Below are 25,049 nucleotides of genomic sequence, written 5' to 3'. Positions count from 1 at the left end.
TTTATTTTTTAATCCGGTACCCTACGCCACGTACGGTTTCGAGCCAGTCGGTATCTGCCCATGCGTTTAGTTTTTTACGGACATTTTTGATATGCGCATCAATATAATTGGAATCGTAATCGTCGTTCACAAAGGTGCCCCAGATATGCTCGCTCAATTGTACGCGCGTAAGCACCCTGTTTTTATGGAGCAGAAGATAACTCAGGAGATCAAATTCTTTACGGGAAAGTTCTATCTTTTCTGCTCCGAACAGCACCATTCTCTTAGGGATATCGATGTGAAAGCTGCCGATGGCGATGAGTTCTTCTGTAATGCTGAATTTCCTGCGGGCAATGGCCTGCATTCGCGATTGCAGTTCCAAAAGATAGAATGGTTTGGCCAGGTAGTCATCGGCTCCCAGGTCCAGTCCACTCACCCTGTCTTTCAGATTTGTTCTGGCGGTAATGATGATGTAAGCGGCATCCGGATTGTTCTTTTTTGCTCTTTTCAAAACTTCAAGGCCATCACCGTCAGGAAGGCTCAGGTCTATCAATATGAAATCGTAGGTATTCAGTTCAAGTTGTTCCAGTGCAGCCCTGAACGAATGTACAATATCACACAAATAGAAACCCTTCTTCAGAAAGGCCTCCATTTCGTAGGCCAGTGTTTTTTCATCCTCAACAATTAATACCTTCATTGACAGTAAGATTAAAACTGATAGTAAAAACCGAGACCAAAAAACGATTGCCGGGATTTCAGTTCAGCGTCAGCTTTTGCCCCCAGCACAGACCACTGATAGCTCAATTCGGCCATATAATTTGCCCGGCTCAGGTACAGTGGCAGTTTAAAATTGTAAGATAACATATTAAAACGGTCGGATGCGGTAACAACGGTAGTCGTTGAATTGGAATTTCCCGGTTGTACCGGGGCTTTGCCCTTGCCCTTTGCTTTATCCCTGTTACTTTTTTCTATGGTATAGCTTTCATAAAAATGCCGGGTGCCCGCCACCAACTCTATGGCAGGTTCAATCGAAACCGTATTTTTTTCATTAAACAAGCTACCCAGGTTAATCTCTTTGGAATGGGCCAGACTTACAAAAACATCATGCTGTTGCCCGAAAGCATAATCGGCACTAAAGGAACTTTTAAGCCAGGGCCAGGCGTAATTTGCAGAAACATTTACATTATTTTCATTTGCAGCCTGCAATAGCGGGGAATTGGAAGGAAAAAAAGAACGCGTATATGCCAGTCCGGCGGTAAACCTGGCATTAAAGTTATAATCAAAGCCGGCGCCGAGGTCTGTTTCAGAAAGACCAGATCCATAATTCAAAAGCTTGTATGAACCTGCAGAGAGATACAAACCCACAGGGAACCTAAGGGTGGCGTTGACCAGTACATAAGGTAGTTTTTCGGTAGTCGATTGTCCATAATAACTTACATCCGTGCTATAAAGAGCTGCTAAAGTCAGGGTCGCTCTTTTCGAGCTGTCCTGCTGCGCACGTACCTTAAAGCAGGTCATACAAATCAGAACAAGTAGTGATGTGATTCTCATGGCTTATCTGCTATGGCCTTTTAATATTGGGGCGTACAACTTTAATCGGTTTTGCCTTGACATTCGGTTTCACTACAGGTGGTCTCGATTGTTTACGGGCTTTTGGCACTTCCCTTATATCTGGCTTAACCGGTTCCTGCTGATCCGGTTTTTCCTTTGGCTCTGCTTTTTCGCTGCGTTTTTCTTTTTTGTTATCCTGCCATGCATGCGCAACGCTGCTGGCCCCGACTGTCTGGTACAGGATCAGCATAAAGATAGTTATAAATAGTATCCTGAAAATGAATAACCTACGCATCATGTAAATATAAGTCCTAGCAAATGTCACAGTCCAACATGAATTTAAGATGAAATTTCCGGGTCAATTAAATCTGGAATTTCATGTTCAATTCATCTTCGCTATCCAACTTTGAGTAACAAAAATGTTAATATTTATTTAAATCTAAAACTATGAAACTAAAAATTGCATATGCTGGTTTTGCCCTTTTTTTTACGGGGTTGATTTTTCTTACCGGATGTAAGGAAAATAATAACAATACAGCTGAAGGTAATACAAAGGTAGAGATCAGAATGACAGACGCGCCTGGAAACTTCGAGAAGATTAACCTGAGTGTAAAGGAAATTGTACTGCTTTCTGATGGCAAGCCTTATCGTTTTTCCGCCTCAGCCGATATTTTTAACATTCTGGATTTCAGGATAGGAAGTAGTAAACCTGATATCCTTGTTGCCTCAGGAGAAATGCCAAGTGGCGAGGTCACAGAAATTCGTCTGGTTTTAAATGAAACAGGAAACACTATAGTAGTAAATGGGGTGTCACAGGCGCTTACTACCCCAAGTGGACAGTCTTCCGGCTGGAAAGTTAAACTTAAAGCAAATCCTTCGTTGGAACCGGGAGTAACTTATTCTTTATTGCTCGATTTTGATGCCGCAAAATCTATTGTGAGTACCGGTAATGGCAAATATTTGCTTAAACCTGTGGTAAGAGGACTCACGGCTGCAACATCTGGTTTGATCTCCGGAACAGCAATGCCCTTGTTAAGCCATCCTGAGGTATTAGTGATTGCAGGAACAGATACTGTTGGTACTATAGCAGACCCTTTGACTGGAAAATTCACAGTAGGTGGACTTGCGGCAGGCAATTACAACGTAAAATTTGTACCTGTTACCGGCTATAAAGACAGCACCATCACCAATGTTGCGGTAACGCTGGGACAAAACAATAACATAGGAACCATTGTTCTAAAACAATAACTACCAGACTTTAACATCTAAATCATGAAAAAATTAGTTTTTTTAGCCCTGCTCAGCATCTCCGGCTTTATGGCATTGCCTTCGGCTGCACAAGTCAGCCTTAATGTAAACATTGGTTCGCAACCGCTTTGGGGGCCAACAGGTTATGATCATGTAGATTATTACTATCTACCCGATATAGAGAGCTATTATGACGTACCCAGAAGGCAGTTTGTGTATCTGAACAATGGTGCATGGGTTTTCAATTCGAACCTTCCTGTGCGATACCGGAATTACGATCTGTACAATGGCTACAAGGTGGTCATCAATTCGCCTAAGCCCTATCTGCACTTTAAAGACCATAAGGTTAAATACGCAAAGTACAAATCAAATCGCGGACAGGCGGTGATCCTGAGAAGCGATGATCCGAGGTATTATGTAGTTAAAGGACATCCTAAAAATAAATTCAAAGGAAATTCCAAAGCGGGTTACGCAAAGCCAGGAAACGGAAATGGTAATGGTAATGGTAAAGGAAACGGCAAAGGAAAACATTAGCCGTTTCCTTTTTAATGGTATCTTTGCCAAGCAATGAAAGCAAGAAACCTTATCAATTATAAGAGCTGGTGCTCAAAATGGCTGTTGGCAGTTGTTTTGCTGCTCAGCTTTTTTAATTTTTCGGGGTTTACCATATCGGCTGCATATACAAGTTCGGATAAGCAGCAAACCTCTTTTTTAGGGGAAAGCAGGCTCAGCTGGGCAAAAAGCATCAGTTACAAACGGGCTTTAAACCAGATCAGGCCGCAAGAGCATCTTTTCATCCGCATAAATGATCTCCTGCATTTGGCAGAATGGCATACGCTCCTGCTTAATGCAAAAATAGCAAACTGCCGTCCTCCCCTGTTAACCACTCAAAAAATCAATCTTTTTTACCGGCTAAAATCTGTAGCTAAAAATGATGAAGATGAATTGCACTGCAAGCTAGCGTAAAAATTCAATGCCAGTAAACTGGCAACAATCATTCATTTTAAAAACAGCTATATGAAACAGCTTAAAAAGCTGATGAGGTTATCTGCTGTATTTCTGTTTATGGTACTGGCATTGGCCGGAATCGGTGTTTCCGGTGTTCCGCCAACGCTTTCCAGGGAGAGAAAACTATTTGCAGATACTGAATCGGTTATGGAAGTAAAAGAAGAAGATGAGCAAAACGAAATGCTGATTAATATTACAAAAAAAAGATAACATCGAACCACGATTAAGCAGATTGTATAGGTGAATATTGATCTTAATTTTGTTATTTTGAAAGATATTTAAGAACAGGCCATTTTTTATTCAAAAAACAAAACATGCCAGTTACAAAAAAAGAAGAGGACTCTAATCATATTTTATCCATTGATATTGGCGGTACCAGCATTAAGGCTAGCATTTTAAGTCAAAAGGGCGATCTGCTTTCAGAATTCAAAAAGCTTCCGACTCCAGAAAAATCTACACCCGAAGCGGTGCTGAAATGCATTCAGGAACTGGTGGCTACCTTAGATCAGGACTTCTCAAAGATATCCATTGGCTTTCCGGGTTATGTAAAATGCGGCAGGGTACAAACTGCGGTAAACCTGGCCAAAAACAAATGGACCAATGTGAACCTGGCCCAGCAGGTGAGCGATTTATTTGGCAAACCGGTAAGGCTCATTAACGACGCCGATCAGCAGGCCCTGGGGGTTGTGGCTGGCAAAGGGTTTGAAATTGTATTTACTGTGGGTACCGGCTTTGGCACTGCATTGGTATTTGATGGCGATCTCCTGCCCCACCTGGAACTGGCGCATCTGCCCATTACCAAAAACAAGGATTATGATGATTACATTGGCGACAGGGCCTTTGAAAAGATTGGAATAGAAAAGTGGAACGAGCGCCTTGCACACATTATCGAAATCTATAAAACCGTATTCAATTACGACACCCTGTATATAGGCGGGGGCAATGCCAAGCACATTACACTGAACCTTGACCATAACATTAAGCTGGTAAGCAATAAGGACGGCATTAAGGGCGGCGCAAAACTCTGGGATCTGGAAGAAAAATACCATGTATATACCAACCATCCCAATAAAAAATAGACAATGGACAACAAATATACTTTAGGAATGATAGGCCTTGGCACCATGGGCCGCAATTTACTGCTTAACATGGCCGACAATGGATTTGCTGTAACCGGTTACGACAAAGATGCCAGGATGCTGCAAAAGCTTGAAGAAGATGGAAAAACCCATAACTTAAAAGGCTTCGCTTCGCTGGAAGATTTTATACAAAGCCTGGAATTGCCCAGAAGGGTGATGCTGCTGGTACCGGCAGGTCAGATTGTAGACAGTGTGATCCAGGAGCTGATTCCCTTACTAGATAAGGGCGATATGATCATCGATAGCGGAAACTCACATTTTACCGATACCAGCCGCAGAGCTACTGAATTGGAAGAACAGGGCATCCATTTCTTTGGAATGGGCATTTCGGGCGGTGAGGAAGGCGCACGTTTCGGACCAAGCATGATGCCGGGAGGTGACAAAACCGCATACAACGCAGTAAAGCCTATCCTGGAAGCTGTTTCTGCTAAAGTTAACGGCGACCCATGCGTGGCTTATATCGGTCCGGGGGCTTCAGGACATTTTGTTAAAATGGTGCACAATGGTATAGAATATGCAATGATGCAGATCCTTGCCGAAACCTATTACCTGCTGAAGCATGGAATGGGTTACGACAATGAAAAGATCTACAATACCTTTAAAAAATGGAATGAAGGCCGTTTAAAGTCCTTCCTTTTGGAAGTAACCCGTGATGTTTTTAAGGTTAAAGACAAAAAAACAGGTGGTTATTTAATTGACGTAATTAAAGATGAGGCCAAATCCAAAGGTACGGGAAAATGGACCTCGCAGGTGTCTATGGACCTGCAGTTGCCCATCCCAACGATTAACGAATCGGTAAGTTCGCGCGACCTTTCCAAATACAAAAAGCTACGCGTTGCCCTGGCCGATGCTTTGCCGCATGCTGCCGAGAAAATTGATAATCCTGCAGAATTTGAAGTGTTGCTGGAACAGGCGCTTTATTTCTCTATGATTACCTGCTATGCCCAGGGGCTGCACCTGCTTACCCAGGCATCCAAAGAGTTCAAATATGAACTGAACCTGCAGGAGATCTCGCAGATCTGGCGTGGCGGCTGTATCATCCGTGCGGTACTGCTCGAAGACATCTATCAGGCTTACAAAAAACAGCCTGCACTGGAGCATCTTTATGCAGATGGCAGCATCCAGCAGCAACTGAAAGAAATTGTACCTGGCACGCGTAAAGTGGTAGGCAATGCCATACAGAATGGTTTCGCTGTCCCTGCCCTTGCTTCGGCATTAACCTACTTTGATTCTTTAAGAACGGCCAACTCTCCACTTAATTTAACCCAGGCACAAAGGGATTTCTTTGGCGCCCATACTTTTGAACGTACAGATGAAGAAGGCATTTTCCATGCCGACTGGAATTCAGATAATTTGTAAAAAACCATATAATGAAGACAAGTATCAGCCTTAATCCAACCATAATTGTAATATTTGGTGGTACCGGTGATTTAAATCTGCGCAAACTTGCGCCCGCTCTTTACAACCTTTATGCTGAGGGCTATATGCCCGAAAAATTTGCCATTATTGGCACAGCCAGAAGACCTTTAACCGACGTGAAGTTCAGGGAAACGCTGATGGAAGGTGTAAATAGCTTTTCGCGTACAGGCAAGGTACATAAGGAAAAATGGGACAATTTTTCTCAGAACGTTCATTATAACCCGATTGATGTTAAAGATTCCGCCTCTTTTGATACACTTAAAGACACCTTAGATAAGTTTAAGAACGAATTTGGCCCGGACACACAAATTGTATATTACCTGGCCGTATCGCCAGATCTTTTCCCTTCAATTGCCAAACGTCTGGCCAAATTTAAGCTGGCAGAAAACGAAGACAACTGCCGCATCGTGGTAGAAAAACCTTTTGGTAAAGACCTGGAAACCGCTCGTGAACTCAATGAGATCCTGAGAGAGCGTTTTAAAGAAAAACAGATTTATCGTATAGACCATTACCTGGGAAAGGAAACCGTACAGAACATCATGGCTTTCCGCTTTGCCAACTCCTTCCTGGAGCCGCTATGGAACAGGAATTATATTGACCACGTGCAGATCTCGGTAACCGAGCAGCTGGGTGTAGGCGACAGGGGCGGCTATTACGATGGCTCTGGTGCCCTGAGGGATATGATCCAGAACCACCTGCTGCAATTGCTTTGCATTATTGGTATGGAAACCCCCATCAATTTCGATGCAGATGAGATCAGGGATAAAAAAGTAGATGTATTGAAAGCCATGCGCCCGTTCTCGGCCGAAGATATCCGCTTCAACACCGTACGCGGACAATATACCAAGGGCTGGATCAGAGGCGATGAAGTACCTGGCTACCGCTCTGAAAAAGATGTAGACAAACAATCAAATACAGAAACCTTTGCGGCCATTAAGTTTTTTGTAGATAACTGGCGCTGGAAAGGAATACCTTTTTATGTTCGTACCGGAAAACGCCTGTCACAAACCTCTTCGCTCATTACCATACAGTTTAAAGATGTACCGCACCAGGTATTCCCTGCATCGGTAGCAGAACACTGGCAGCAAAACAGGCTCATCATCAGCATACAACCGGAAATGAGCATCAGGTTACAGGTTCAGGGCAAAAGACCCGGACTAGATATGACCTTAAACCCGGTAGACATGGTATTTGACTATAAGGGCACTTATACCACGGAATCACCAGAAGCCTACGAAACCCTGCTGCTGGATGTAATGACCGGCGATCAGACACAGTTTATGCGTGCCGACCAGGTAGAAATTGCATGGGAACTGCTGATGCCGGTAATCAATGCATGGGAAAGCAAAAAATCGCTCAGCTTTCCTAACTATGCGGCCGACTCATGGGGCCCCGAAGATGCTGAAGCGCTGATTGCCAGAGATGGCTTCCATTGGTTTACGCTACCTTTAAATAAAGACTAATGAATTTACTGATCTATAAAACACAGCCCGAATTGCTGGAAGATCTTGCCGAATATATCATCAAAATAGCCAATAAAGCCATTGATGAGCAGGATTGCTTTAATTTTGTACTTACCGGTGGGAATTCGCCGAAAGCATTATATGAAATGCTGGCTACTACCTATAAAGATAAGATAGATTGGACCAAAGTATATTTCTTTTTTGGTGATGAGCGCAATGTGATGCCCAGCCACGAAAGTTACAATGGTCTGATGGCCAAAAAAGCCATACTAGACCCGCTGAATATTGCGGAGGACCATATCTTTTATATAGATACTACCCTTGCACCCGAAAAAGCTGCAATTGAATATACCAAAGCCATTACCAAACATTTTGGTGGTGCTGACCTGGTGTTCGACCTGATTTTGCTGGGCATGGGCGATGATGCCCATACCGCATCACTGTTTCCGGGAACTACCATACTGAACAACAAAAATGTAGAGCTCGATTCGGTGTTCGTAGAAAAGTTGTCTACCTGGAGGATCAGCTTTACAGCCCCGCTCATCAACAAAGCGAAAAATGTCGCTTTTCTTGTTTTTGGGGAAAGTAAGGCGCAGGCGGTAAAGCAAGTGATTGAAAGTCCTAAAAAGAATACCCAACTATATCCTGCCCAATTGATTAACCCGATTGACGGCGGGGTAACCTGGTTTTTAGATGATGCAGCAGCCAGTCTGCTGGACAATTAGGGCTTTTCGTCTACACAATTGCCGGTCTTATCTATTCAATGACATTGAGTTGCCGCCAAATAATTAAATTTATCCGCAGCGGCAACTCAATTTCCAGTTCGGTCCAGGTCAATGAAAATAGCAGTCAAATTCAGGTACATCAGCATCGCCCTTCATGCACTCATCTGGGCCATGGTCCTGCTCCTGCCCTACCTGGTATCTTCAGCGGCACACGGGTATAAAATAGGCCCCATTCCCGGATACTTTTTTAGCCTTGCCGGATTGATACATCTCTTCATCTTTTATTTTAATGCATTTTTTCTGATTCCCAGATTGCTTAACCGGAGGTTCTGGTGGTTGTATATAATATGTTCCGCAGCACTGATCCTTGGCTCCTTTCAGCTAAAATACCATATGCTGGCCTGGTGGTTTCCTGAGGTACTGAAAGACCTTACCGCCTATAAGTTCGTTTTTGCCCCCTCTGTTGCGGTATTTATCATTAGTATCGTTTACCGTAAAGTGGTTGACAAGATAAGACAGGACCGCGAGCAGCAAAAAATAAAAACCGAACAACTTTCTACCGAACTGAAATTCCTCCGTTCCCAGATCAGCCCGCATTTTCTGTTCAATGTGCTCAGCAACTTGGTATCACTGGCCAGAAAAAAATCTGACCAGATCGAGCCCTCGCTCATCATGCTTTCAGAACTGATGCGTTACATGCTGTATGAAACACAAGGCAAAAAAGTAACACTGGATAAAGAAATCGCTTATTTGAACAATTACGTAGCCTTGCAGCGCATGCGTTTTGGTACCGATGTAGAGATCAGGTATCACACGGAAATAAACGCCCTTAGTGAAACTCAGCTCATCGAACCCATGCTGATCATCCCATTTGTAGAAAATGCTTTTAAACATGGCATTGGTTATCAGGCAAAGCCGGTCATCAGCATCAATTTATCCCTTGCCAATAGTGAGCTGTTTTTTGAAGCCATTAACCAATTTGATGCGCAATCAAACAGCAGTAAAGACGGGCATTCGGGCATCGGCCTGGCAAATGTAAAATCACGGCTGGATTTACTGTACAAGGATAAGTATAATTTAAAGATCCAACAGACAGCTAACCAATTCCATATTAGCTTAACTTTACAATTGATATGATACGCTGCATTGCTGTAGACGATGAACAATTGTTAAGGGACTTACTGGAAGACAGTATTGACCAGGTGCCTTTTTTGCAATTGACGGCCACCTGTAAAAATGCGATGGAGGCCTGCGATGTGATGCAAAGAGAGCAGGTAGACCTCATTTTTCTGGATATCCAGATGCCGGGTTTAAACGGGCTTCAGTTCCTGGCTGCCTTAAAAAATCCGCCAATGGTGATACTGGTTACCGCCTATGAGCAATATGCACTGGAAGGCTTTAACCTGCAGGTGGTGGATTACCTGTTGAAACCCTTCAGCTTTGATCGTTTTCTGAAAGCGTGCAACAGGGCAAATGAACTGTTCCTTTTACAAAACCCGGTTGCCGCGGCCCCTGAACTGCAGGATTTTTTTGTCAATGTAGAGTACACCCAGGTAAAGATCATTGCAGCCGACATTGAATATATTGAAGGGCTGAAGGACTACATCAAGATTTACCTTTCTACTGCTGAAAAGCCGATCCTTACCCGCATGACCATGAAGGCTATGGAGGAAAAATTCCCTCCGGGTACCTTTATACGCTGTCACAAATCTTTTCTTGTTGCCGCAAAAAAGATCAGTACCATTAAACGCGATTTTGTTTGCATAGGCAAAAAAGAAATCCCGGTAAGCGAGTCTTATAAAGACAGTTTATCCATTCTGTTAAAGGGCAGAAAAAACTAGTTCCCGGAATTCCGGCATTCGTCTGCACAATTCCCCTTGTGGTCTATTCTCCAAAATACCTATTGGTTTTAGCTATAGGTTTGCCTGTACATACAACAAAATACAAAGGCAATGAATACCTTACGTTTGACAGCTGCAGCATTTTTTATGTCAATGGCCTTCCAGGCCGTTTACGGACAAGACAGCCGGACTTTAAAAGAGGTAACCATCAGTGCGGGGTCTTTTGAAGCCAGTGACAAGGCAAAAGGGGCTTCCCTTACCGCAATGGATGCTTTTACCGTTGCAGGAAACAATGCTGATATTGCACTGGCCATGCGTTCGCTGCCTGGTGCGCAGCAGATCGGCGATCGCGATGGCCTGTTTATCCGCGGGGGCACGGGCGAGGAAACCCGGCAGTTTATTGATGGCACCTTACTTAAAAGCCCCAATTACCCTGCCGTACCTGGCATGCAGCAGTATGCGCGTGTTAATCCCATTTTGTTTAAAGGAATATTGTTCAATACAGGAGGTTATTCGGCACTTTACGGCCAAGCCATGAGCAGTGTCCTGATCCTGGAAAGCAGTAGTTTGCCCGAAAAATCCTCGGCCAGTTTTTCTTTGTTCCCTGCAAATGTCGGGGCTGGTATCCAGCAGCTGGCACGCAATAAAAAAAGTAGTTATGGTGTTACCTTACGCTACAGCAATGCGGCTTTGTACAATACCATTGTTAAGCAAAGGCCCGATTATTTCAGCGGACCGAAGTACCTGGAAGGCGACGCAAACTTCAGGATACAGACAGGAAAATCGGGCATGCTGAAGCTTTACACCAACTGGAACTCCAGTGATGTCGGGATGCGTTCTCCAGACATCAACAACGCAAACCTGCTGTCCAGCTATCAGGTAAAGGGGAAAAGCATATATAACAACCTGAGTTATCACGATCAGCTGAATGAAACCTGGCTTGTGGATGCAGGTTTGGCCTACAGCTACAATGATACCCGTACCCTAAGCAGAAGTTCAGCTATGGACCATGAGCGCCAAATCAGGTCTGATTTTGCACAAGCAAGGATGGTTTTTACCAGGATCTTTTCCGGCAACCAGGCCCTGCGCATAGGTGCAGAACATTTTTACAACCGGGACAATGGTTTTTCCAATGACAGCACCCTCCTGCTTACCGATAATTTGTCGGCAGCTTTTGCAGAAGCCGAACTTTACCTAACCGATAACCTGGCAGCCAGACTGGGCGTTAGGGCAGAATATTCCTTGCTGTTAAACAAACCGGCAATTGCCCCACGTGCCAGCCTGGCCTATCGTTTTAATGATGGCGGACAGCTGAACCTTGCCTATGGCATCTTTTATCAGCAGCCCTCAAATGAAATCCTGTATCAGAACACCGATTTGAAATTTTCAAATGCAGCACATTATGTACTTAACTACACCAAAAAAGCAAACAACAGGTTCTTCCGTATGGAATTATACCGCAAGCAATATCACCATCTGGTAAAAACAGCACCGTTCCTGAACAACAGTGGATCGGGCTATGCCCAGGGTCTGGAACTGTTTTTCAGAGATAAAAAAACCATCAGGAACCTTGATTACTGGATCAGCTATACCTTTCTGGATTCCAAACGCGATTTCCTGAACTATCCCTATGCCTTGAAACCGGATTTTACTACCCCTCATACCGCTACCATTGCAATAAAAAAGAATTTTCAGGACATCAATACATTTTTAAATCTTTCCTGTGCTGTAGCAACGGGCAGGCCTTATTACAACATCAGGTACAATGGCCTACAGCTGTTGGAGATAGCCGACCAGGGAACAACCAGGCCCTACAGCATAATGAACCTGCAGGTGGCCCACCTCTTTTCCCTGTTTGGCAGGTGGAAGCAGAAACCAATTTCGGGGGTCAGTATTGGCGTAAACAATCTGCTGGGTACCAAGCAGGTATTTGGCTACAACTATAGCTTTGATGGCCGGAATAAAACGGCCATAACCTTACCGGCCGACAGGTATTTCTATGCTGGCATATTCATGAGCTTTGGCATAGACCGCACGGCCGATTTCATCGATAAAAATCTATAATCAATTTTCAATAATTAAAAACCACAAGTATGAAAAAGTTAGCATGCCTTATTTTGGCAATGGTACCATTCTATTTTAAGGGCATAGCCCAGGAACAGGGTACAAATGCATTGCAAAATGCAGTAACCAAATTAGACCAGGCCCGAAAGACCGGCGATTATGAAGCGCTTGAAAAAGAGTTCCTTAGGATTGGCGGACAGCAGAAAAAAAACTGGCTGCCCTATTATTACGCCGCTCTGTGTAATGCAAAAATCGGCTTCATCAGGAAAGATGACGGCGAAAGTATTGAGCCTTACAGCAACCGAGGGGAACAGCAGGCGTTGATGGCGAAGTCTTTGCTGGACACCTTGAAGCAAAAGAAAGCGTGTGCAGAGGTTTATACCGTGCTGAGTATGGTTTACCGCACAAAAGTGTTTATCAGCCCAATGAGTTACGGACGCAAATATGGCCCGCTTGCTCAGCAATACCGGGTTAAAGCGCAGGCACTTGACGCTGCAAACCCCAGGGCCATGTATGTACAGGCATGGGAACTGTACAACACCCCTAAACTTTGGGGAGGAGACAAAGCGCAGGCAAAGCAACTGGCTACAGAGAGCCTTAAAAAAATAAAGGCAGCAGATGTAAGTGGTACGGAGCCGCATTGGGGCTTATCAGAAAACACGGCACTGCTTGGCAACTACAAATAATCGTTCACAATTAAATTTTAAGATCATGGGTTTCGGATTCATTATGACCATACGGATACTATTTGGGGTTTGTATGGTGTTTATTATCGGTTACATATTCGGGGGCTTTGCCAAGAACCCGGCTTTGGTAAGTTTAACAAAAGTTGCAGCCATACTGGCCATTGTACTTTTTGTTTCGGCAAATGTCTTTTTTATGCGCCTTGTTTTCCGGCACGGAGCAGATGGAGAGCAGGGAGGGCCTGGAACAGGCAAACCTAAATGGCAACAATGCCGATATAAATAATTAAGGCCGGGCAAAATGCCCGGCCTTAATTATTTATAGGGATTTGAATCTTTAGCTTAGATCGAGCGGAATATATTCATTCTCTACCCGGCCATCTTCGTAAAGCTTCAGCAAAGCATAACCTGGCGAGCTCTCCTGGTAAAAATAAGGCCGAGCCGATTTCTCATCACCCTTTCCCCACCAGAAACCACTCATAGAGCCATTGCAATGGTACCTAACCCCATTGTAAACAGCTTCATCCAGCAAATGCTGATGCCCGCTCAGGCAGATCTTAACCTTGTCGCGGTGTTTATAAAACAGCTTTTTAAGCTCTTTATGATCGCCATGCTGCCCTCCCTCCCAGGTATTGGTTACCGTAAGAATGGGATAATGCGACATGAGCAGCACCGGGGTATTGGGTTTCAGACTATCCAACTCCCTTTCCAGCCAGTTCATCTGTTCTCCATCCAGCTTTAATCCGGGGCCATTGCCATCCAGAATAATGAAATGCCAGTTCTTTTTACGGAAGCTGTAGTACGGGGCAGGGATTTTAAGCCGTTTCACCACATAAGGCTTTCCGTACATCTCATCCTCCTTGTCCGGGGCTTTCCCTGCCGGCGCCGCCACAATGGCTCCGGTAGGAAGCACACCCGCTGCTCCGAACAATGCAGAGCTTTTAAGAAAATTCCTTCTTTTCATTATAGATGAATTATTGGTCCCAGCCAAATATTTGTTTAAGGTTTGGGTTCAGTAAAGTTTCCTGGCGTGGAATCGGACGATAATAATACTTGGGTTCAATAAAGTTCCTCGGCTGTTCCCTGTCCCTGGTAAACGAAACAAAACCGGAGGTAGCTCCTGATAAGTAGAAAGTATTGTCTTTTCCAGCAGCGTCTTTCAGATAGTATTTGGCCAGGCCTGCTTTCACTGCCGGGGGCAGAGCTGCAATCGGACTTTCGTCTGCGGGCGAAGCAAGCACAGCAATATCCTGAACCCCGTCGCCGGTTACATCATAGGCGCCCAATGCCGGTATATACATGCCCTGCTGGTTGTTCTGGATCAGCTTTCCTACCTTCCAACGCATCAGATCGTCAAACCTGAATCCTTCACAGGCCAATTCAACCCTTCTTTCCCGTCTGATCTCCAGCAATACGTTTAAATTACCACCAGCTGCATTCGGGTACTGGGCAACAAGTGCCGGGTCGAGTGCCACAGCTAAAGTCATATCTGGCATCCCTACACGTTTTCTTAACTTGTTTACGGTGTTGTCCAGATCGGTTTGTGTAATTGCTCCCTGTTCAGCCTTAGCTTCTGCATTGATCAGTAAAATTTCGCCCAAGCGGAAAACCGGAATGTCGTTGTACTGTTTTTCAAAGCCCTGGTTCAGTTCTGTTCTTGCAGGATAATATTTTATCTGTGCATACCCGCCCATAGTCGGATTAATTCGATAGGGAACGGTAGTTCCGGGTTGTATCCAGCCTGGGTAATTTATCGTTGCCTTCATTCGTGGATCGCGATTATCAAACAGTGTTAAAAAGGATTTGGTAAAATCTGTAAACCGGCTGCCATCTTTATTCAGATAAGCTTCAGCCAAGCTTCTGCTCAGCGCAAAATTATAATTCAATACCAATGCAGAGCCATTTCCAACATTGAGCGCAGGGTCATAGTCTTTCCAAAGTATGATTTCTTTGTTGGCAGACAAAGCAGTAGCATTAAAAATAGCCGCATAGTCATCCGCGCTGGTTCCTGTAATTAAGAAACTGCCTTCAGTCATAATTTTATTACTTGCAGTTGCTGCCAGGGTCAGGAAGCGGGAATAGTCAGCAGCTAAGTTAAGCTCTGCATGGTACTTTCTAAAAGTACCTTCATAAAGCCCGAAGCGCGCCTGTAAGGCAAGGGCTGCCCATTTTGTAATCCTTGTATTTGTACCATCGGCCTTAATGTGGTCAACTGCAAACTGAAGGTCTTCCAATACCTTATCCACAACAAATGCCCTGGAATCACGTCCTTTATATAAAGCTTCGTCTTCTGAATTTAAAACCGAGCCATACCATGGAACATCGCTGTACTTTTTGATTTTATCAAAATAAAACATGGCCCTGAAAAATCTGGCAATACCGATGTAATGATCGATGTCTACCTGACTACCTGTAACCTTAGCTGCATTGTCCAGCATATAATTAACAGCTCTTAGTTTCCCCCAGTCCTTCTTACTCCAGTTATCAGCGCCATTGGTTTGCCATGTTCCGTAAGTATCCTGGGTAATCATGCCCCTTACAAGCTGATCCGTTTCAACACTCACATTATGCGTAGCGATATTGTCGCTATTCATGTCATTGACAGGAGTTGGCAGTTGCTCATAAAAGCCGTTACTATAAGTCTCCAAATCATTGGTTGAACTAAAAAACACGTTATCTGTAATTGTAGATTTAGGATCTCTCTGAAGAAAATCTTTCTTGCAGCCAACAAAGGATGCTCCCGAAAGAATCAGCGCAATATATATTGATGTATTGAATTTCATGATACTAACGATTAAAGTGTTACATTAAGGCCAAACGAAAAGGTTTTCTGGAAGGGGTAAACATTACCACTTAAAGCTTCAGGATCCAGATTGAATTTCACACCTGACTTATCGAAGATATTTTCACCACTGAAATAAACCCTCAGCCTGTTTACCTGGAGCTTCCTAAGGATAGCCTGCGGTAGTGTATAACCGATGGTCAGGTTTTTCAGGCGCATGTAAGCAAAATTCTGAAGATACCTTGTTTGAGGATATCCTAGTTCCGACACGTCTTCGGCAATATAAGATTTCAACCGCGGGAAATACGCATTAGGGTTTTCCGGGCTCCATTTGTCCATTGTTTGTACTGTTGGGTTTGTCCATGGCTGGGCAAAAACACTCCAGAAATACACATTGTTGTTTCTTGGATAAAAATCCTGTTTTCCAATTCCCATAAAAAATGAGCGGACATCAAAACCTTTCCAGGCCAGGTTCAGGTCAACACCAAAAGTATATCTGGGGCTTGAATTACCAATCCGTATGAGGTCCCCATGATCATCAGCAGTGTATTTCCCCCTATTGATAAAGCCGTCGCCGTTTTGGTCTTTCCATTTTAAATCCCCTACACCAAAAGTACCACCGGCATCATCCGACACAAAAAACTGCTGATTGGCATGGCTGGTAAGTTCAGCTTCGCTCTGGAAAAAGCCTTCGGTTTCCAGCCCCCATATTTCTCCGATCTCCTGTCCTACATAATAATCCGTTAAGTTTTTATTGGGGTTATCAAACCTGGTAATGAATGAACGGCTGTCTGCCACATTGATACCAATACCATAAGAAAATGGGCTTTTTGCAATATTTATAGCATCTTTCCAGCCTACGCGCAGTTCCCATCCTTTGGTTTTTAAATCTGCAGCATTGAGTCTAGGTTCATCTACTCCAAACACTCCAGGAAGTGTCTTTCCTTTGGTCAGCATACCATCTGTGTAACGGGTATACTTATCAAAATTGATATCAAGTTTATTGTTAAACCATGACATATCTACCCCGAAGTTCGCTGTAGATACTTTTTCCCAGGTCAGGCTTGGAGAAACCGGATCAGGAGGATAAACCGCCTGCGGCCTGCCACCGTTTAATATCTGTCCGATTTGGGAAGATTTCATATTGGCGATATAATAATAGGCATCTACGTCCTGGTTACCCAATGATCCATATGATCCACGGAATTTAAGCAGGTCGAGCCTGATGCCATCTTTAACAGATTTCATGAAGTTCTCGTTGGAAACTACCCAGGCAGCAGATGCAGAAGGAAAAAAGCCCCACCTGTCGCGCCTGGGAAATTTGGAAGTCCCGTCGTAACGGCCATTGAATTCAACGATGTATTTATCTGCATAAATATAATTCAGGCGATAAAACCATCCTCTTACTGCCCAATCCTTTATAGTCTCACCAGTTGTTACCGCTCCTGTGGCGAGGTTAAGTGAAGGCAGGCTGCTACTGATCAGGCCTGCTTTGCTTACCCAGGATACCTGGTCGTACCTGTATTCCTGGTTATAACCAGCCAGGGCCTGCACATAATGTTTGTTAAAAGTCTGGTGATAATCGGCATACAGATTGGTAATGTTGTTCCTTGTTTCTGAATTGTCGGCACGGATATAGGAAGTGCCGGGGCCTTGATATTGTGTAGCTGTATTTGGTCCGCTATTGTACGGCACCCTGAAATCACCTCCATTAAGAATTCCCGTATTGCGCCTGAAAGTAATGTCCCCCTTAATTTCCAGCACATCTTTAATCACATCGGCCGTTGCATTAAAAGTAGTCAGAAAGTTATTGTATTTCTGTAGGGTACGCCCACCCTTTTGTACGCGTCCGATGGTGTTTGCCCCTGCAGCCGTAAAGGTACCATCTGGGTTGTAAACAGCATCCAATGAATTCTGACGGTTAATTTCCCAGAAATAACTGAAATTATCCATCGAGGAGGTAGGGGCATTATATAAGGAAGTGGTAAAAGCAGTATTGTTTCCAAAGTTAAGCCACTTTAACAGCTTCACATCAATTTTCCCCCTCAGGTTATACCGGTCATAGGTTTCATTTGCATTCTTGATAACCCCATCATTTTTCATATATTCTGCGGAGAGCAGGTAGCCTACATCCTCAGATTTTTTAGATAGGTTAAAATTAGCATTATAACTTGGTGATATAGTATTGAATGCCTCTTTAAACCAATCTGTTGAGGCCACATAAATCCATTGATTGGCATTTGAAGGATTTACATAGGTAGTAGGCAAAGAAGGATTTTCAGACCTTTGTTTCGCGTAATTCCTGATTGCTTCATCATTAAAAAGTTGAGGATAATAAGGAAATGCGGCTTCATGCTTTGTGGTATAGGAAAGGTAAGGATCAGTAATCGTTTGAGGAAGCTTACCCAGGGTTTTATACGCATAAAATGCGTTGGCGCTTACACTAAGTTTGCCACTCTTGGGTGTTTTAGTGGTGATTAAAATGACCCCAAACGAAGCCCTGGCACCATAGATAGCAGCAGAAGCAGCATCTTTTAAAACTGTCACGCTTTCAATGTCATTCGGATTAAGCAAGCTTAGTTCCCCTGCAGTGTAAGGAACGTTATCTACCAGGATATAAGGGCTGCTATAAAGCTTATCTTTTGTTTTATCTCCCGACTGTCCACCCAATGAAGTTACCCCTCTGATATTTAAAGACGTAGAATCACTGGCACGTCCGCTTCCATTTGCAATGTTTAGGTTCGGGATAAGTCCCTGCAAGCCCGCACCTATACTTGGAATAGGCCTGTTCTCTATTTCTTTGGAGCTAATGGCATCGACAGCACCACTAAGGTTAATTCTTTTTTGCTTACCATAACCCACCACCACAAAATCATCGAGTGATTTTACATCGTCTTTTAATACAATATGGAGTTGTTTGTTTTCACCAACCAATATTTCCTGGGTTTTCGAACCTACATAGGAAATAACCAGGATATCGTCGGATTTGGCATTGATCGTAAAAAAACCACTGGCATCCGTTATTGCTGAAGCCGAGCTACCCTTGACTTTAATACTTGCGCCTGGTACCGGGCGACCGCTTTCATCCATAACCTTTCCTTTAATGATCTCGAACATATTGCCGGGAAACAGGGTCTGGGTATGTTCTTCTTTCCTTTTAAGGATCACCGTTTTATTGAAGATTTTATAGGTAAGCGGCTGGTCTTTCAGACATATTTCCATTATATCTTCTATACGTGCATCCTTCACATCAATAGATACCTTACCGGATTTTATAACCTCCAGCTTATCGTACAGAAATACATATTCACTCTGCCTCTCTATTGATTTTAAGATCAAGTCTATAGAAGCATCTTTCTTCTTCAGTGTTATTTTCTGGCTATATACACTTGCACTAACCTGAAGCAGGCTGGCAATGAGTAGTACTGTTGTTAGCTTCATAACCAATATTAATTGCGTTGATTTGCGCTGCAGCATAAATACAGCGCTAAAGAATGTAAAAAAATTCATAGCTTTGAATTTGGGGTTTAAACATTATAGCTTGTTACTTTTTGTTTGCCTGATTAAGATTTTGTCAATCAGGTCCTGATCCCAAAATTTCAACGGGAAGTGCTGCGAACACTTCTCGTTTTTTTTGAAGATTTTTGTGGCGTGGCGGGTGTGCTATTTCTTCATATTTGCTGGTTTAATGGTGAGCTGGTTTGGTTTATCTATTTAGGAATAACTATGATTCTGTTGTTTTGCAGGGTACAATTGATGCCACTGTAAGAAAGCATCTCTACCAGTTCCTTTGCACTCACCCCCCGTGGTATTTTTCCATTGTATTGTTTTACCGGTAAAGCCCCTTGATATTGAACATCGACATTATACCATCTGGATATCTGTCGCATTACCGCTGCCGGATCGGCATTATCAAACTGGAAGTATCCGTTTTTCCAGGCTACTGCCGCATCGGCGTCTTCCACTTCATGCATGCTCAAACGGCTGGCATTTTTCTGCAGGCTAGCCTGCTGTCCGGGCTTTAACAATACCTGCTGACCTGCACTTTTTACGCTCACTGCACCTTCCAATAAGGTGGTGGCTTCTGCTTCCTCATCACTGTAGGCATTGACATTGAAATGGGTTCCAAGAACAGTAATTTCGGACTTACCGGTTTGAACTACAAATGGTTTGGCCTTGTTTTTTGCCACCTCAAAATAGGCTTCCCCGGTTATTTTAACTTTACGTTCCTTGCCCGAAAATGCCGCCGGGAAGGTTATGGAGGAACCTGAATTGAGCCATACCTCTGTTCTATCTACCAATATCAGATGGTACTGTCCGCCGTGCGGGGTAGTTACCGTGTTCATGGCATATGCGTTTGCTCCTGCCTGCTCCCGAAGGTGATAAACCAGTTCTCCGCTTTTGGTTTTAACGATGCTGATCCCCTGCTGACTGGAAATTTGTCCGTCGGCCGCCTGGTTAAGCACAACTTTGGTACCGTTGGCCAGCTGCAGTACGGCGTTGTTGCCCCCTGGCTGTATGTTTTGATGGGCAAGAAGTTGTTTTCCATCGCCATTAGCTGGTTTTTTAAAGAAAAAATAGGCAATACCCAGCAACAGCCCTGCAAACACTGCAGCTTTAGCCAAATACGACCTGTATATCCGGAACCTGCTTTTGGCAGGTGCAGTTGTAGCAACAGGTGCAATATGATGTTCAAGAAAATTGAACATATCTGCTTTGGTACCGGCTAAATCAGCAGTGTCCATTTCAGGCACTTCGCCGTTTATCCTTTCATACCAATCTTCCACAGCTTTCCTTTCTTCAGCAGTAGCCGTTTGATTGTTGTATTTCTTCAGTAAATCATTTAGTTTCCCGGTATCCAAAATATTGCTTTTACTCAGATATCCGGTATCGGAAAGAAAAGTACTATAGGCTGGTTACTTTTTTTTCAAAAAAAGTTCATTGGGCTCCAGAACGGGGTTGTAATCTTTAACCCTTACCCGCAAACGCTGGTACGCAGTCTGCAGCTGGTTCTTGATGGTCTGTTCGGAAAGGGAAAGGTTAACCGCAATTTGTTTTACAGAAAGCTCTTCGTCTTTTTTCAGTAGGTAAATTTCGCGCATTCTGGGTGGCATGCTGGCCAATTCCTTTTCTATTAGGGATTTCAGTTCTTTTTCAATAAGTGCGTTCTGCGCGTGAAGGTCTGAAGGGGCTTCAAGTGCGGTTATACTTATGGCATACCTGGCCCTTACCTCATCTTTTTCATAAAGTTTAAGCACTTTATTTCTCAGAACAGCATACAGGTAGGCTAGTACACTTCCTTCAGAATCGAGTTGGTCTATCTTGTCCCAGAGTGATAAAAAAGAGTCCTGAACCAGGTCTTTGGCTATATCGGCGCACTGAACCCTTTTATATGCTTGCTTATAAAGTGACTGCCAATAGGCTTCAAACACGAGTTTAAATGCCCGGTGTTTGTCGGATTTAACCAGCAGAAAAAAGTTGAAGTCCAGTTCAGTGCACATATAAGCTTACATCCTTTAAACTATTGCCAAAATAAAACAACTAACATTAATTTATTGTAAACAAACAGAGATATAATCTAAGCTATTTATTTTTATGCAACAAATCAAAATATTTTATTTTCCGGCTTTAGCTAAGGTGCCAGCAGTTGCGCCTGCTAAATATCCAATAACCTGCGGTGGTAATTGATCTGGCCAAGGTGGTATACCAGGTGGGTGCTCAAATGCATCAGGATAAAAGCCACCGAACTCCCTCCTTCTACAATTTTTGACTGCGGATAATCACTTTCCAGATCTTGTTCAGCTAAATTGTCTATTGCATTGTTCACTACTTCAATTGTAGCTTCCACTTTACGGATCAACTCGGCACGGGGCACATCTTTTAGCGAAAACTCCAGTGGCCTGTCCCTTATATATCCGGTTTTACCCAGTTCGGCACCTATAAAGGTATTTAGGTTGCCAACAAGGTGCAGGCAGAGGTTACCCGCAGAATTTGTAATGTTCTTATCAATGCGCCAGAGGTTTTTCTCATCCTGGTATTGTTCAATTTCCGATTTCAGTCTATTGAGGTCTCTTATAAAGAGTGCTTTCAAGGATTCTTTTAGCATGGGTACAGGTGTTTTAAAGTTTACGTAAAGTTAAACAACCTGGCACCCACTCTTGTCTCCCGGGCATCAAAATTCTGTCAAACTGTTAAGAAAATTTTATTCAGCAAATTTCATATAAGCTGGCTCAGCTATTCTAAAATTAAGTTCCCAGCTTCATGTTCAAATTTGGCCCCTGATTCCGCGAGGCAAAGTGGCCGTTTGCTAAACTAAAACCATGTTTTTACCATCATCTTTTCTGAAAATCAGTCGGCTGGAGCCAGCCAAAGTCCGAGCAAAAGCCAACCAATATGCAGCTGAAAGACGGCTCAGCGTACGAGCTACAACGGGAGATGATGAGTGCAACAATAAAGCAATTGGGACTTGCAGTCATGCGATCTGCGACGTATATTAGCACTAACAATTGATTTAAATTCTAATCAATTTTTTCGCAAATAAACGCCGCTTTCAAAAATTCAAGAAATAAAGACAGTGTTAAGGTAAGACAGGCCCGCACCTAATAGGATAATAGTCCGCATATAGTCCAAGTATAGTCCGCATATAGTCCGCGTTTTAATGAAAATATGCGGACTAACTATATAGTATTTGTATTATAATTGTATATTTATTAGTGATCTGACCTGAGGAAAGGTAAGAGCGATTCTAAACCTTAACCAAATTGAACTATGGCAATAGTAGACGGAAAATTCATCAGGGGCACTTTAGGCCCTTCAGTTTTAAAAAAGCATCGCGGCAAACAGGTAATTACCTCCAAATCTGCTGGCGGTAAGCAAACAAAGGCCACCAAATTAGCAGCTTCCAGTTTCGGGTTGGCATCATCCCTGGCAGGAAGTATCCGGCAGAATCTAAATCCTGTTATTACAGAGCTCTTTGATGGCGGAATGGTAAACCGCTTCAATTCAGATCTAATATACGTAATGGGACAGACGTATGATCCAAAAAATAAAGTTTTTACATTTAATCAAGACAGCTTTAACCGGCTGGCTGGTTTTGAGTTCAATATGGATTCGCCGGTAAGGGATAACTTTTTTGTACAGCCTGAAGTAACTATTAATCACACAACTTTAAGCATCAATATCCCGGAAATGCAACTACCCAATGAGCTAAATTTCCCAAAAGATGGGCGTAAATGCATACTGGGTCTTGCTGTTGGGATGCATGACCTGAAGCATGGAAAAATGACTTTAAGCCCCATACAAATGACCAGCATAGACTGGACTTTTGATCCACTGGTTGTTCCGCCCGCAACATTTAATTTTGAAATTGAGCCTGGTTGTTTGTGTATACCGGTTATTACGCTACAGTATATTAGAACCACTTTTGTAGGGACTCTCGTAGTAAATACAAAATCTTTTAACCCTGTGGCTGTACTCAGGGCTTTTATAGCTGCAGGAGAAACGGAAAAAGCAAGAACCAAAGGCTGGAAAAGAATGGATTTTAAAACAGAGTAAAGGCCCCCACCCTTCAATACTCACTCAACACCATATTTAACATTTTGGCACCGCCTTCTGCTTCATTGATGTCAAAGGCTCCAAAGCCCAGCATCATATGGCTTGTTTTTAGGGAAGTCTTCTTGTTATTTGGGTGATAAGGAACCTGGATGCCCCCATCATCCAGTTTCTTTAACATTACGTTCAGGTCAAACTTATTGTCAAATTTCAGCCAAAAAGTAAGGCCATGTTCTGGTACGATATAACTCACAAACTTATGCAGGTAATGGTTCAGGATTAAATGCAGTTCATCGCGATAGGTTTTGGATTGCAACCTGATCTGCCTGGCGTAATCAGCCATATCGCCTTTGGCTATCATTCTGGCAAAGGCTTGCTCCTTAAAGATATCCCTCTCTTCTATGGGCTGTGCAGGTAACGTTTGCAATTCATTGATAAATTGTACCGATGCCACTACAATACGTAAAGACTGTGCATCTGAAGTTGCTTTGCTCAGCGAAGACATATAAATCACAAAACCATCGTGATCATAACAAGCCAATGGCTTATAGGCAGTAGTGCCGTACCAGAATTCATGATCTTCTTCTTCCTCGATAATGCACATCCTGTGTTTTTTCGCCAACTCCACAAGACGTTCACAGCTATCCTCCGGAAGGGTAAAACTTTCAGGAAAGCTGCATTGCGGCCTGACGTGTATTGCCCTTACCCTGGTATGGTTCAGCATCTGTTCTATGCGTTCAATAAAATCAGGATCTCTACGGCTAATGGTAAATACATTTGCATTTCGTTTTAACAAAGCCGCCAGCAGTTTATTGTCGTGAGGTGAGGTATTGATCACCACATCTCCCGGGTTAATTAGAATTCTAAATACCCTATCGAGCGTACTTTTCCGGCCTTTTATAATGTCAAGCATATTGTGTTTTAAACCGAAGTTGCGCTTACGATTCAGATAATCAACCATGTTATCTTTTAAATACCTTGCGTCGTATGCATTAAGCAGCTCTGCCTGGCTCAGTTTTCTGCTCTCCTCTCTAAAGTGGTTACAATAAGCTACAAACTTTTCTTCAGGAAAAGAAGCAGGGCTTGGAAAATCTGTGCCCACTGCTACAAATGGTTCTTCTATATAGGCCGGTTGAACAATCTCTTCTTTTTTATTTATATAGACCAGGCCTGCTGGAAAATGTTCTGTGAAGCCCGAAGTTCGGTGCGGTATATCTTCAGTTGGATTGTTTGCTGATACAGTGGTTCCTGAACCGGGTGTACTGGTGAGCCAGTTGTTATCTATCAAACGGGTGTAGGCCCTCCTAACTGAACTTTGACTAATATTATTAATGTTTGCCAGTATCCGGGAAGAGGGAATGCTATCCCCGGCAAGCAGGTTTTTAACCTTGATCTGTCCGATTATGAATTCTTCAATTTGGGTAGCACATCGACTTTTGTCCAATTGTGGAATTACCCAGTTCATACTGTATTTATTCTTCATTTTTTGAGCATTAATTCATAGTTTATAATCTTAATCAAATGTATATTAAAAGTTTAGAAATAAAAAGGGATTGCAAACTGTGTTCAGAAAAAAAACTTAAAGTAGGTTCAGTA

General features: G+C 43.2%; 24 protein-coding genes. 14 read left to right on the top strand and 10 right to left on the bottom strand.

Translation table 11 applies throughout. The features are described from left to right. Position 1 precedes the first annotated feature (1 nt). From B9A91_RS17610 to B9A91_RS17600, 3 genes are read right to left on the bottom strand one after another with little or no spacing between them, the layout of a single operon-like run. A complete protein-coding gene (locus B9A91_RS17610; protein WP_084240346.1) occupies positions 2 to 676 on the bottom strand; it encodes a response regulator transcription factor in 675 nt (224 codons plus the stop codon). 11 nt (positions 677 to 687) lie between these two features. Then, the gene (locus tag B9A91_RS17605; protein WP_084240345.1) at positions 688 to 1,530 is read right to left on the bottom strand and encodes a hypothetical protein; all 843 of its coding nucleotides are present in this window, start codon (positions 1,528 to 1,530) and stop codon (positions 688 to 690) included. Positions 1,531 to 1,540: 10 nt separating this feature from the next. Further along, a complete protein-coding gene (locus tag B9A91_RS17600) occupies positions 1,541 to 1,780 on the bottom strand; it encodes a hypothetical protein (RefSeq protein WP_084240344.1) in 240 nt (79 codons plus the stop codon). A gap of 197 nt (positions 1,781 to 1,977) precedes the next feature. Here B9A91_RS17600 and B9A91_RS17595 point away from each other — a divergent pair, with 197 nt between their 5' ends. From B9A91_RS17595 to B9A91_RS17535, 13 genes are all read left to right on the top strand, one after another. Continuing rightward, on the top strand, positions 1,978 to 2,778 hold the full coding sequence (locus B9A91_RS17595; protein ID WP_084240343.1) for a DUF4382 domain-containing protein: 801 nt from the start codon (positions 1,978 to 1,980) through the stop codon (positions 2,776 to 2,778). A gap of 24 nt (positions 2,779 to 2,802) precedes the next feature. Beyond that, positions 2,803 to 3,312, top strand: coding sequence for a hypothetical protein (locus tag B9A91_RS17590; RefSeq protein WP_084240342.1), 510 nt, complete (start codon positions 2,803 to 2,805; stop codon positions 3,310 to 3,312). A gap of 33 nt (positions 3,313 to 3,345) precedes the next feature. Then, positions 3,346 to 3,744 carry a hypothetical protein gene (locus tag B9A91_RS17585; RefSeq protein WP_084240341.1) on the top strand — a complete coding sequence of 133 codons (399 nt, stop codon included), beginning with the start codon at positions 3,346 to 3,348 and terminating at the stop codon, positions 3,742 to 3,744. A 51-nt stretch (positions 3,745 to 3,795) separates the two neighbouring features. Then, positions 3,796 to 3,996, top strand: coding sequence for a hypothetical protein (locus tag B9A91_RS17580; RefSeq protein ID WP_084240340.1), 201 nt, complete (start codon positions 3,796 to 3,798; stop codon positions 3,994 to 3,996). Between the two features lie 104 nt (positions 3,997 to 4,100). Then, entirely contained in the window at positions 4,101 to 4,865 is a 765-nt protein-coding gene (locus tag B9A91_RS17575) for an ROK family protein (RefSeq protein WP_084240339.1), read from the top strand. 3 nt (positions 4,866 to 4,868) lie between these two features. Beyond that, entirely contained in the window at positions 4,869 to 6,284 is a 1,416-nt protein-coding gene (gene gndA / locus B9A91_RS17570; RefSeq protein ID WP_084240338.1) for an NADP-dependent phosphogluconate dehydrogenase, read from the top strand. A gap of 11 nt (positions 6,285 to 6,295) precedes the next feature. Then, on the top strand, positions 6,296 to 7,807 hold the full coding sequence (gene zwf, locus B9A91_RS17565) for a glucose-6-phosphate dehydrogenase (protein WP_084240337.1): 1,512 nt from the start codon (positions 6,296 to 6,298) through the stop codon (positions 7,805 to 7,807). Further along, positions 7,807 to 8,532: a 6-phosphogluconolactonase gene (pgl, locus tag B9A91_RS17560; protein WP_084240336.1), complete on the top strand. Its 726-nt coding sequence runs from the start codon at positions 7,807 to 7,809 to the stop codon at positions 8,530 to 8,532. Before zwf ends, pgl begins: the two co-directional genes overlap by 1 nt. 111 nt (positions 8,533 to 8,643) lie before the next feature. Continuing rightward, positions 8,644 to 9,669 carry a sensor histidine kinase gene (locus tag B9A91_RS17555; RefSeq protein ID WP_084240335.1) on the top strand — a complete coding sequence of 342 codons (1,026 nt, stop codon included), beginning with the start codon at positions 8,644 to 8,646 and terminating at the stop codon, positions 9,667 to 9,669. Beyond that, positions 9,666 to 10,373: a LytR/AlgR family response regulator transcription factor gene (locus B9A91_RS17550; protein ID WP_084240334.1), complete on the top strand. Its 708-nt coding sequence runs from the start codon at positions 9,666 to 9,668 to the stop codon at positions 10,371 to 10,373. Before B9A91_RS17555 ends, B9A91_RS17550 begins: the two co-directional genes overlap by 4 nt. 111 nt (positions 10,374 to 10,484) lie before the next feature. Beyond that, positions 10,485 to 12,437 (top strand): TonB-dependent receptor plug domain-containing protein, encoded by a 1,953-nt coding sequence (locus tag B9A91_RS17545; RefSeq protein ID WP_084240333.1) that lies wholly within the window; start codon positions 10,485 to 10,487, stop codon positions 12,435 to 12,437. A 29-nt stretch (positions 12,438 to 12,466) separates the two neighbouring features. Next, entirely contained in the window at positions 12,467 to 13,123 is a 657-nt protein-coding gene (locus B9A91_RS17540; protein WP_084240332.1) for a hypothetical protein, read from the top strand. 25 nt (positions 13,124 to 13,148) lie between these two features. Further along, on the top strand, positions 13,149 to 13,406 hold the full coding sequence (locus B9A91_RS17535) for a hypothetical protein (protein WP_144008990.1): 258 nt from the start codon (positions 13,149 to 13,151) through the stop codon (positions 13,404 to 13,406). A 51-nt stretch (positions 13,407 to 13,457) separates the two neighbouring features. Here the strand turns inward: B9A91_RS17535 and B9A91_RS17530 are convergent, their stop codons facing one another. The 6 genes from B9A91_RS17530 to B9A91_RS17505 form a co-directional block, all read right to left on the bottom strand. Then, positions 13,458 to 14,084 (bottom strand): metallophosphoesterase, encoded by a 627-nt coding sequence (locus B9A91_RS17530; RefSeq protein ID WP_144008989.1) that lies wholly within the window; start codon positions 14,082 to 14,084, stop codon positions 13,458 to 13,460. Between the two features lie 10 nt (positions 14,085 to 14,094). Next, the gene (locus B9A91_RS17525; RefSeq protein WP_084240330.1) at positions 14,095 to 15,903 is read right to left on the bottom strand and encodes a RagB/SusD family nutrient uptake outer membrane protein; all 1,809 of its coding nucleotides are present in this window, start codon (positions 15,901 to 15,903) and stop codon (positions 14,095 to 14,097) included. A gap of 11 nt (positions 15,904 to 15,914) precedes the next feature. Continuing rightward, positions 15,915 to 19,343, bottom strand: a complete 3,429-nt coding sequence (locus B9A91_RS17520; protein ID WP_200815686.1) for a TonB-dependent receptor — start codon at positions 19,341 to 19,343, stop codon at positions 15,915 to 15,917. A 269-nt stretch (positions 19,344 to 19,612) separates the two neighbouring features. After that, the gene (locus B9A91_RS17515) at positions 19,613 to 20,764 is read right to left on the bottom strand and encodes a FecR family protein (protein WP_084240329.1); all 1,152 of its coding nucleotides are present in this window, start codon (positions 20,762 to 20,764) and stop codon (positions 19,613 to 19,615) included. 54 nt (positions 20,765 to 20,818) lie between these two features. Then, a complete protein-coding gene (locus B9A91_RS17510; protein ID WP_084240328.1) occupies positions 20,819 to 21,403 on the bottom strand; it encodes an RNA polymerase sigma factor in 585 nt (194 codons plus the stop codon). 155 nt (positions 21,404 to 21,558) lie between these two features. Next, positions 21,559 to 22,008, bottom strand: a complete 450-nt coding sequence (locus tag B9A91_RS17505; protein WP_084240327.1) for a DinB family protein — start codon at positions 22,006 to 22,008, stop codon at positions 21,559 to 21,561. Between the two features lie 662 nt (positions 22,009 to 22,670). Here B9A91_RS17505 and B9A91_RS17500 point away from each other — a divergent pair. After that, on the top strand, positions 22,671 to 23,456 hold the full coding sequence (locus B9A91_RS17500) for a hypothetical protein (protein WP_084240326.1): 786 nt from the start codon (positions 22,671 to 22,673) through the stop codon (positions 23,454 to 23,456). Between the two features lie 13 nt (positions 23,457 to 23,469). Here the strand turns inward: B9A91_RS17500 and B9A91_RS17495 are convergent, their stop codons facing one another. Then, a complete protein-coding gene (locus B9A91_RS17495) occupies positions 23,470 to 24,936 on the bottom strand; it encodes an aminotransferase-like domain-containing protein (RefSeq protein ID WP_084240325.1) in 1,467 nt (488 codons plus the stop codon). Between the last annotated feature and the right edge of the window lie 113 nt (positions 24,937 to 25,049).

Origin of the sequence: Pedobacter africanus, assembly GCF_900176535.1 — a bacterium.
GTDB classification, from domain to species: domain Bacteria; phylum Bacteroidota; class Bacteroidia; order Sphingobacteriales; family Sphingobacteriaceae; genus Pedobacter; species Pedobacter africanus.
Note: the sequence above shows the minus strand (reverse complement) of the source record. Positions and strands in the feature narration are given on the sequence as shown.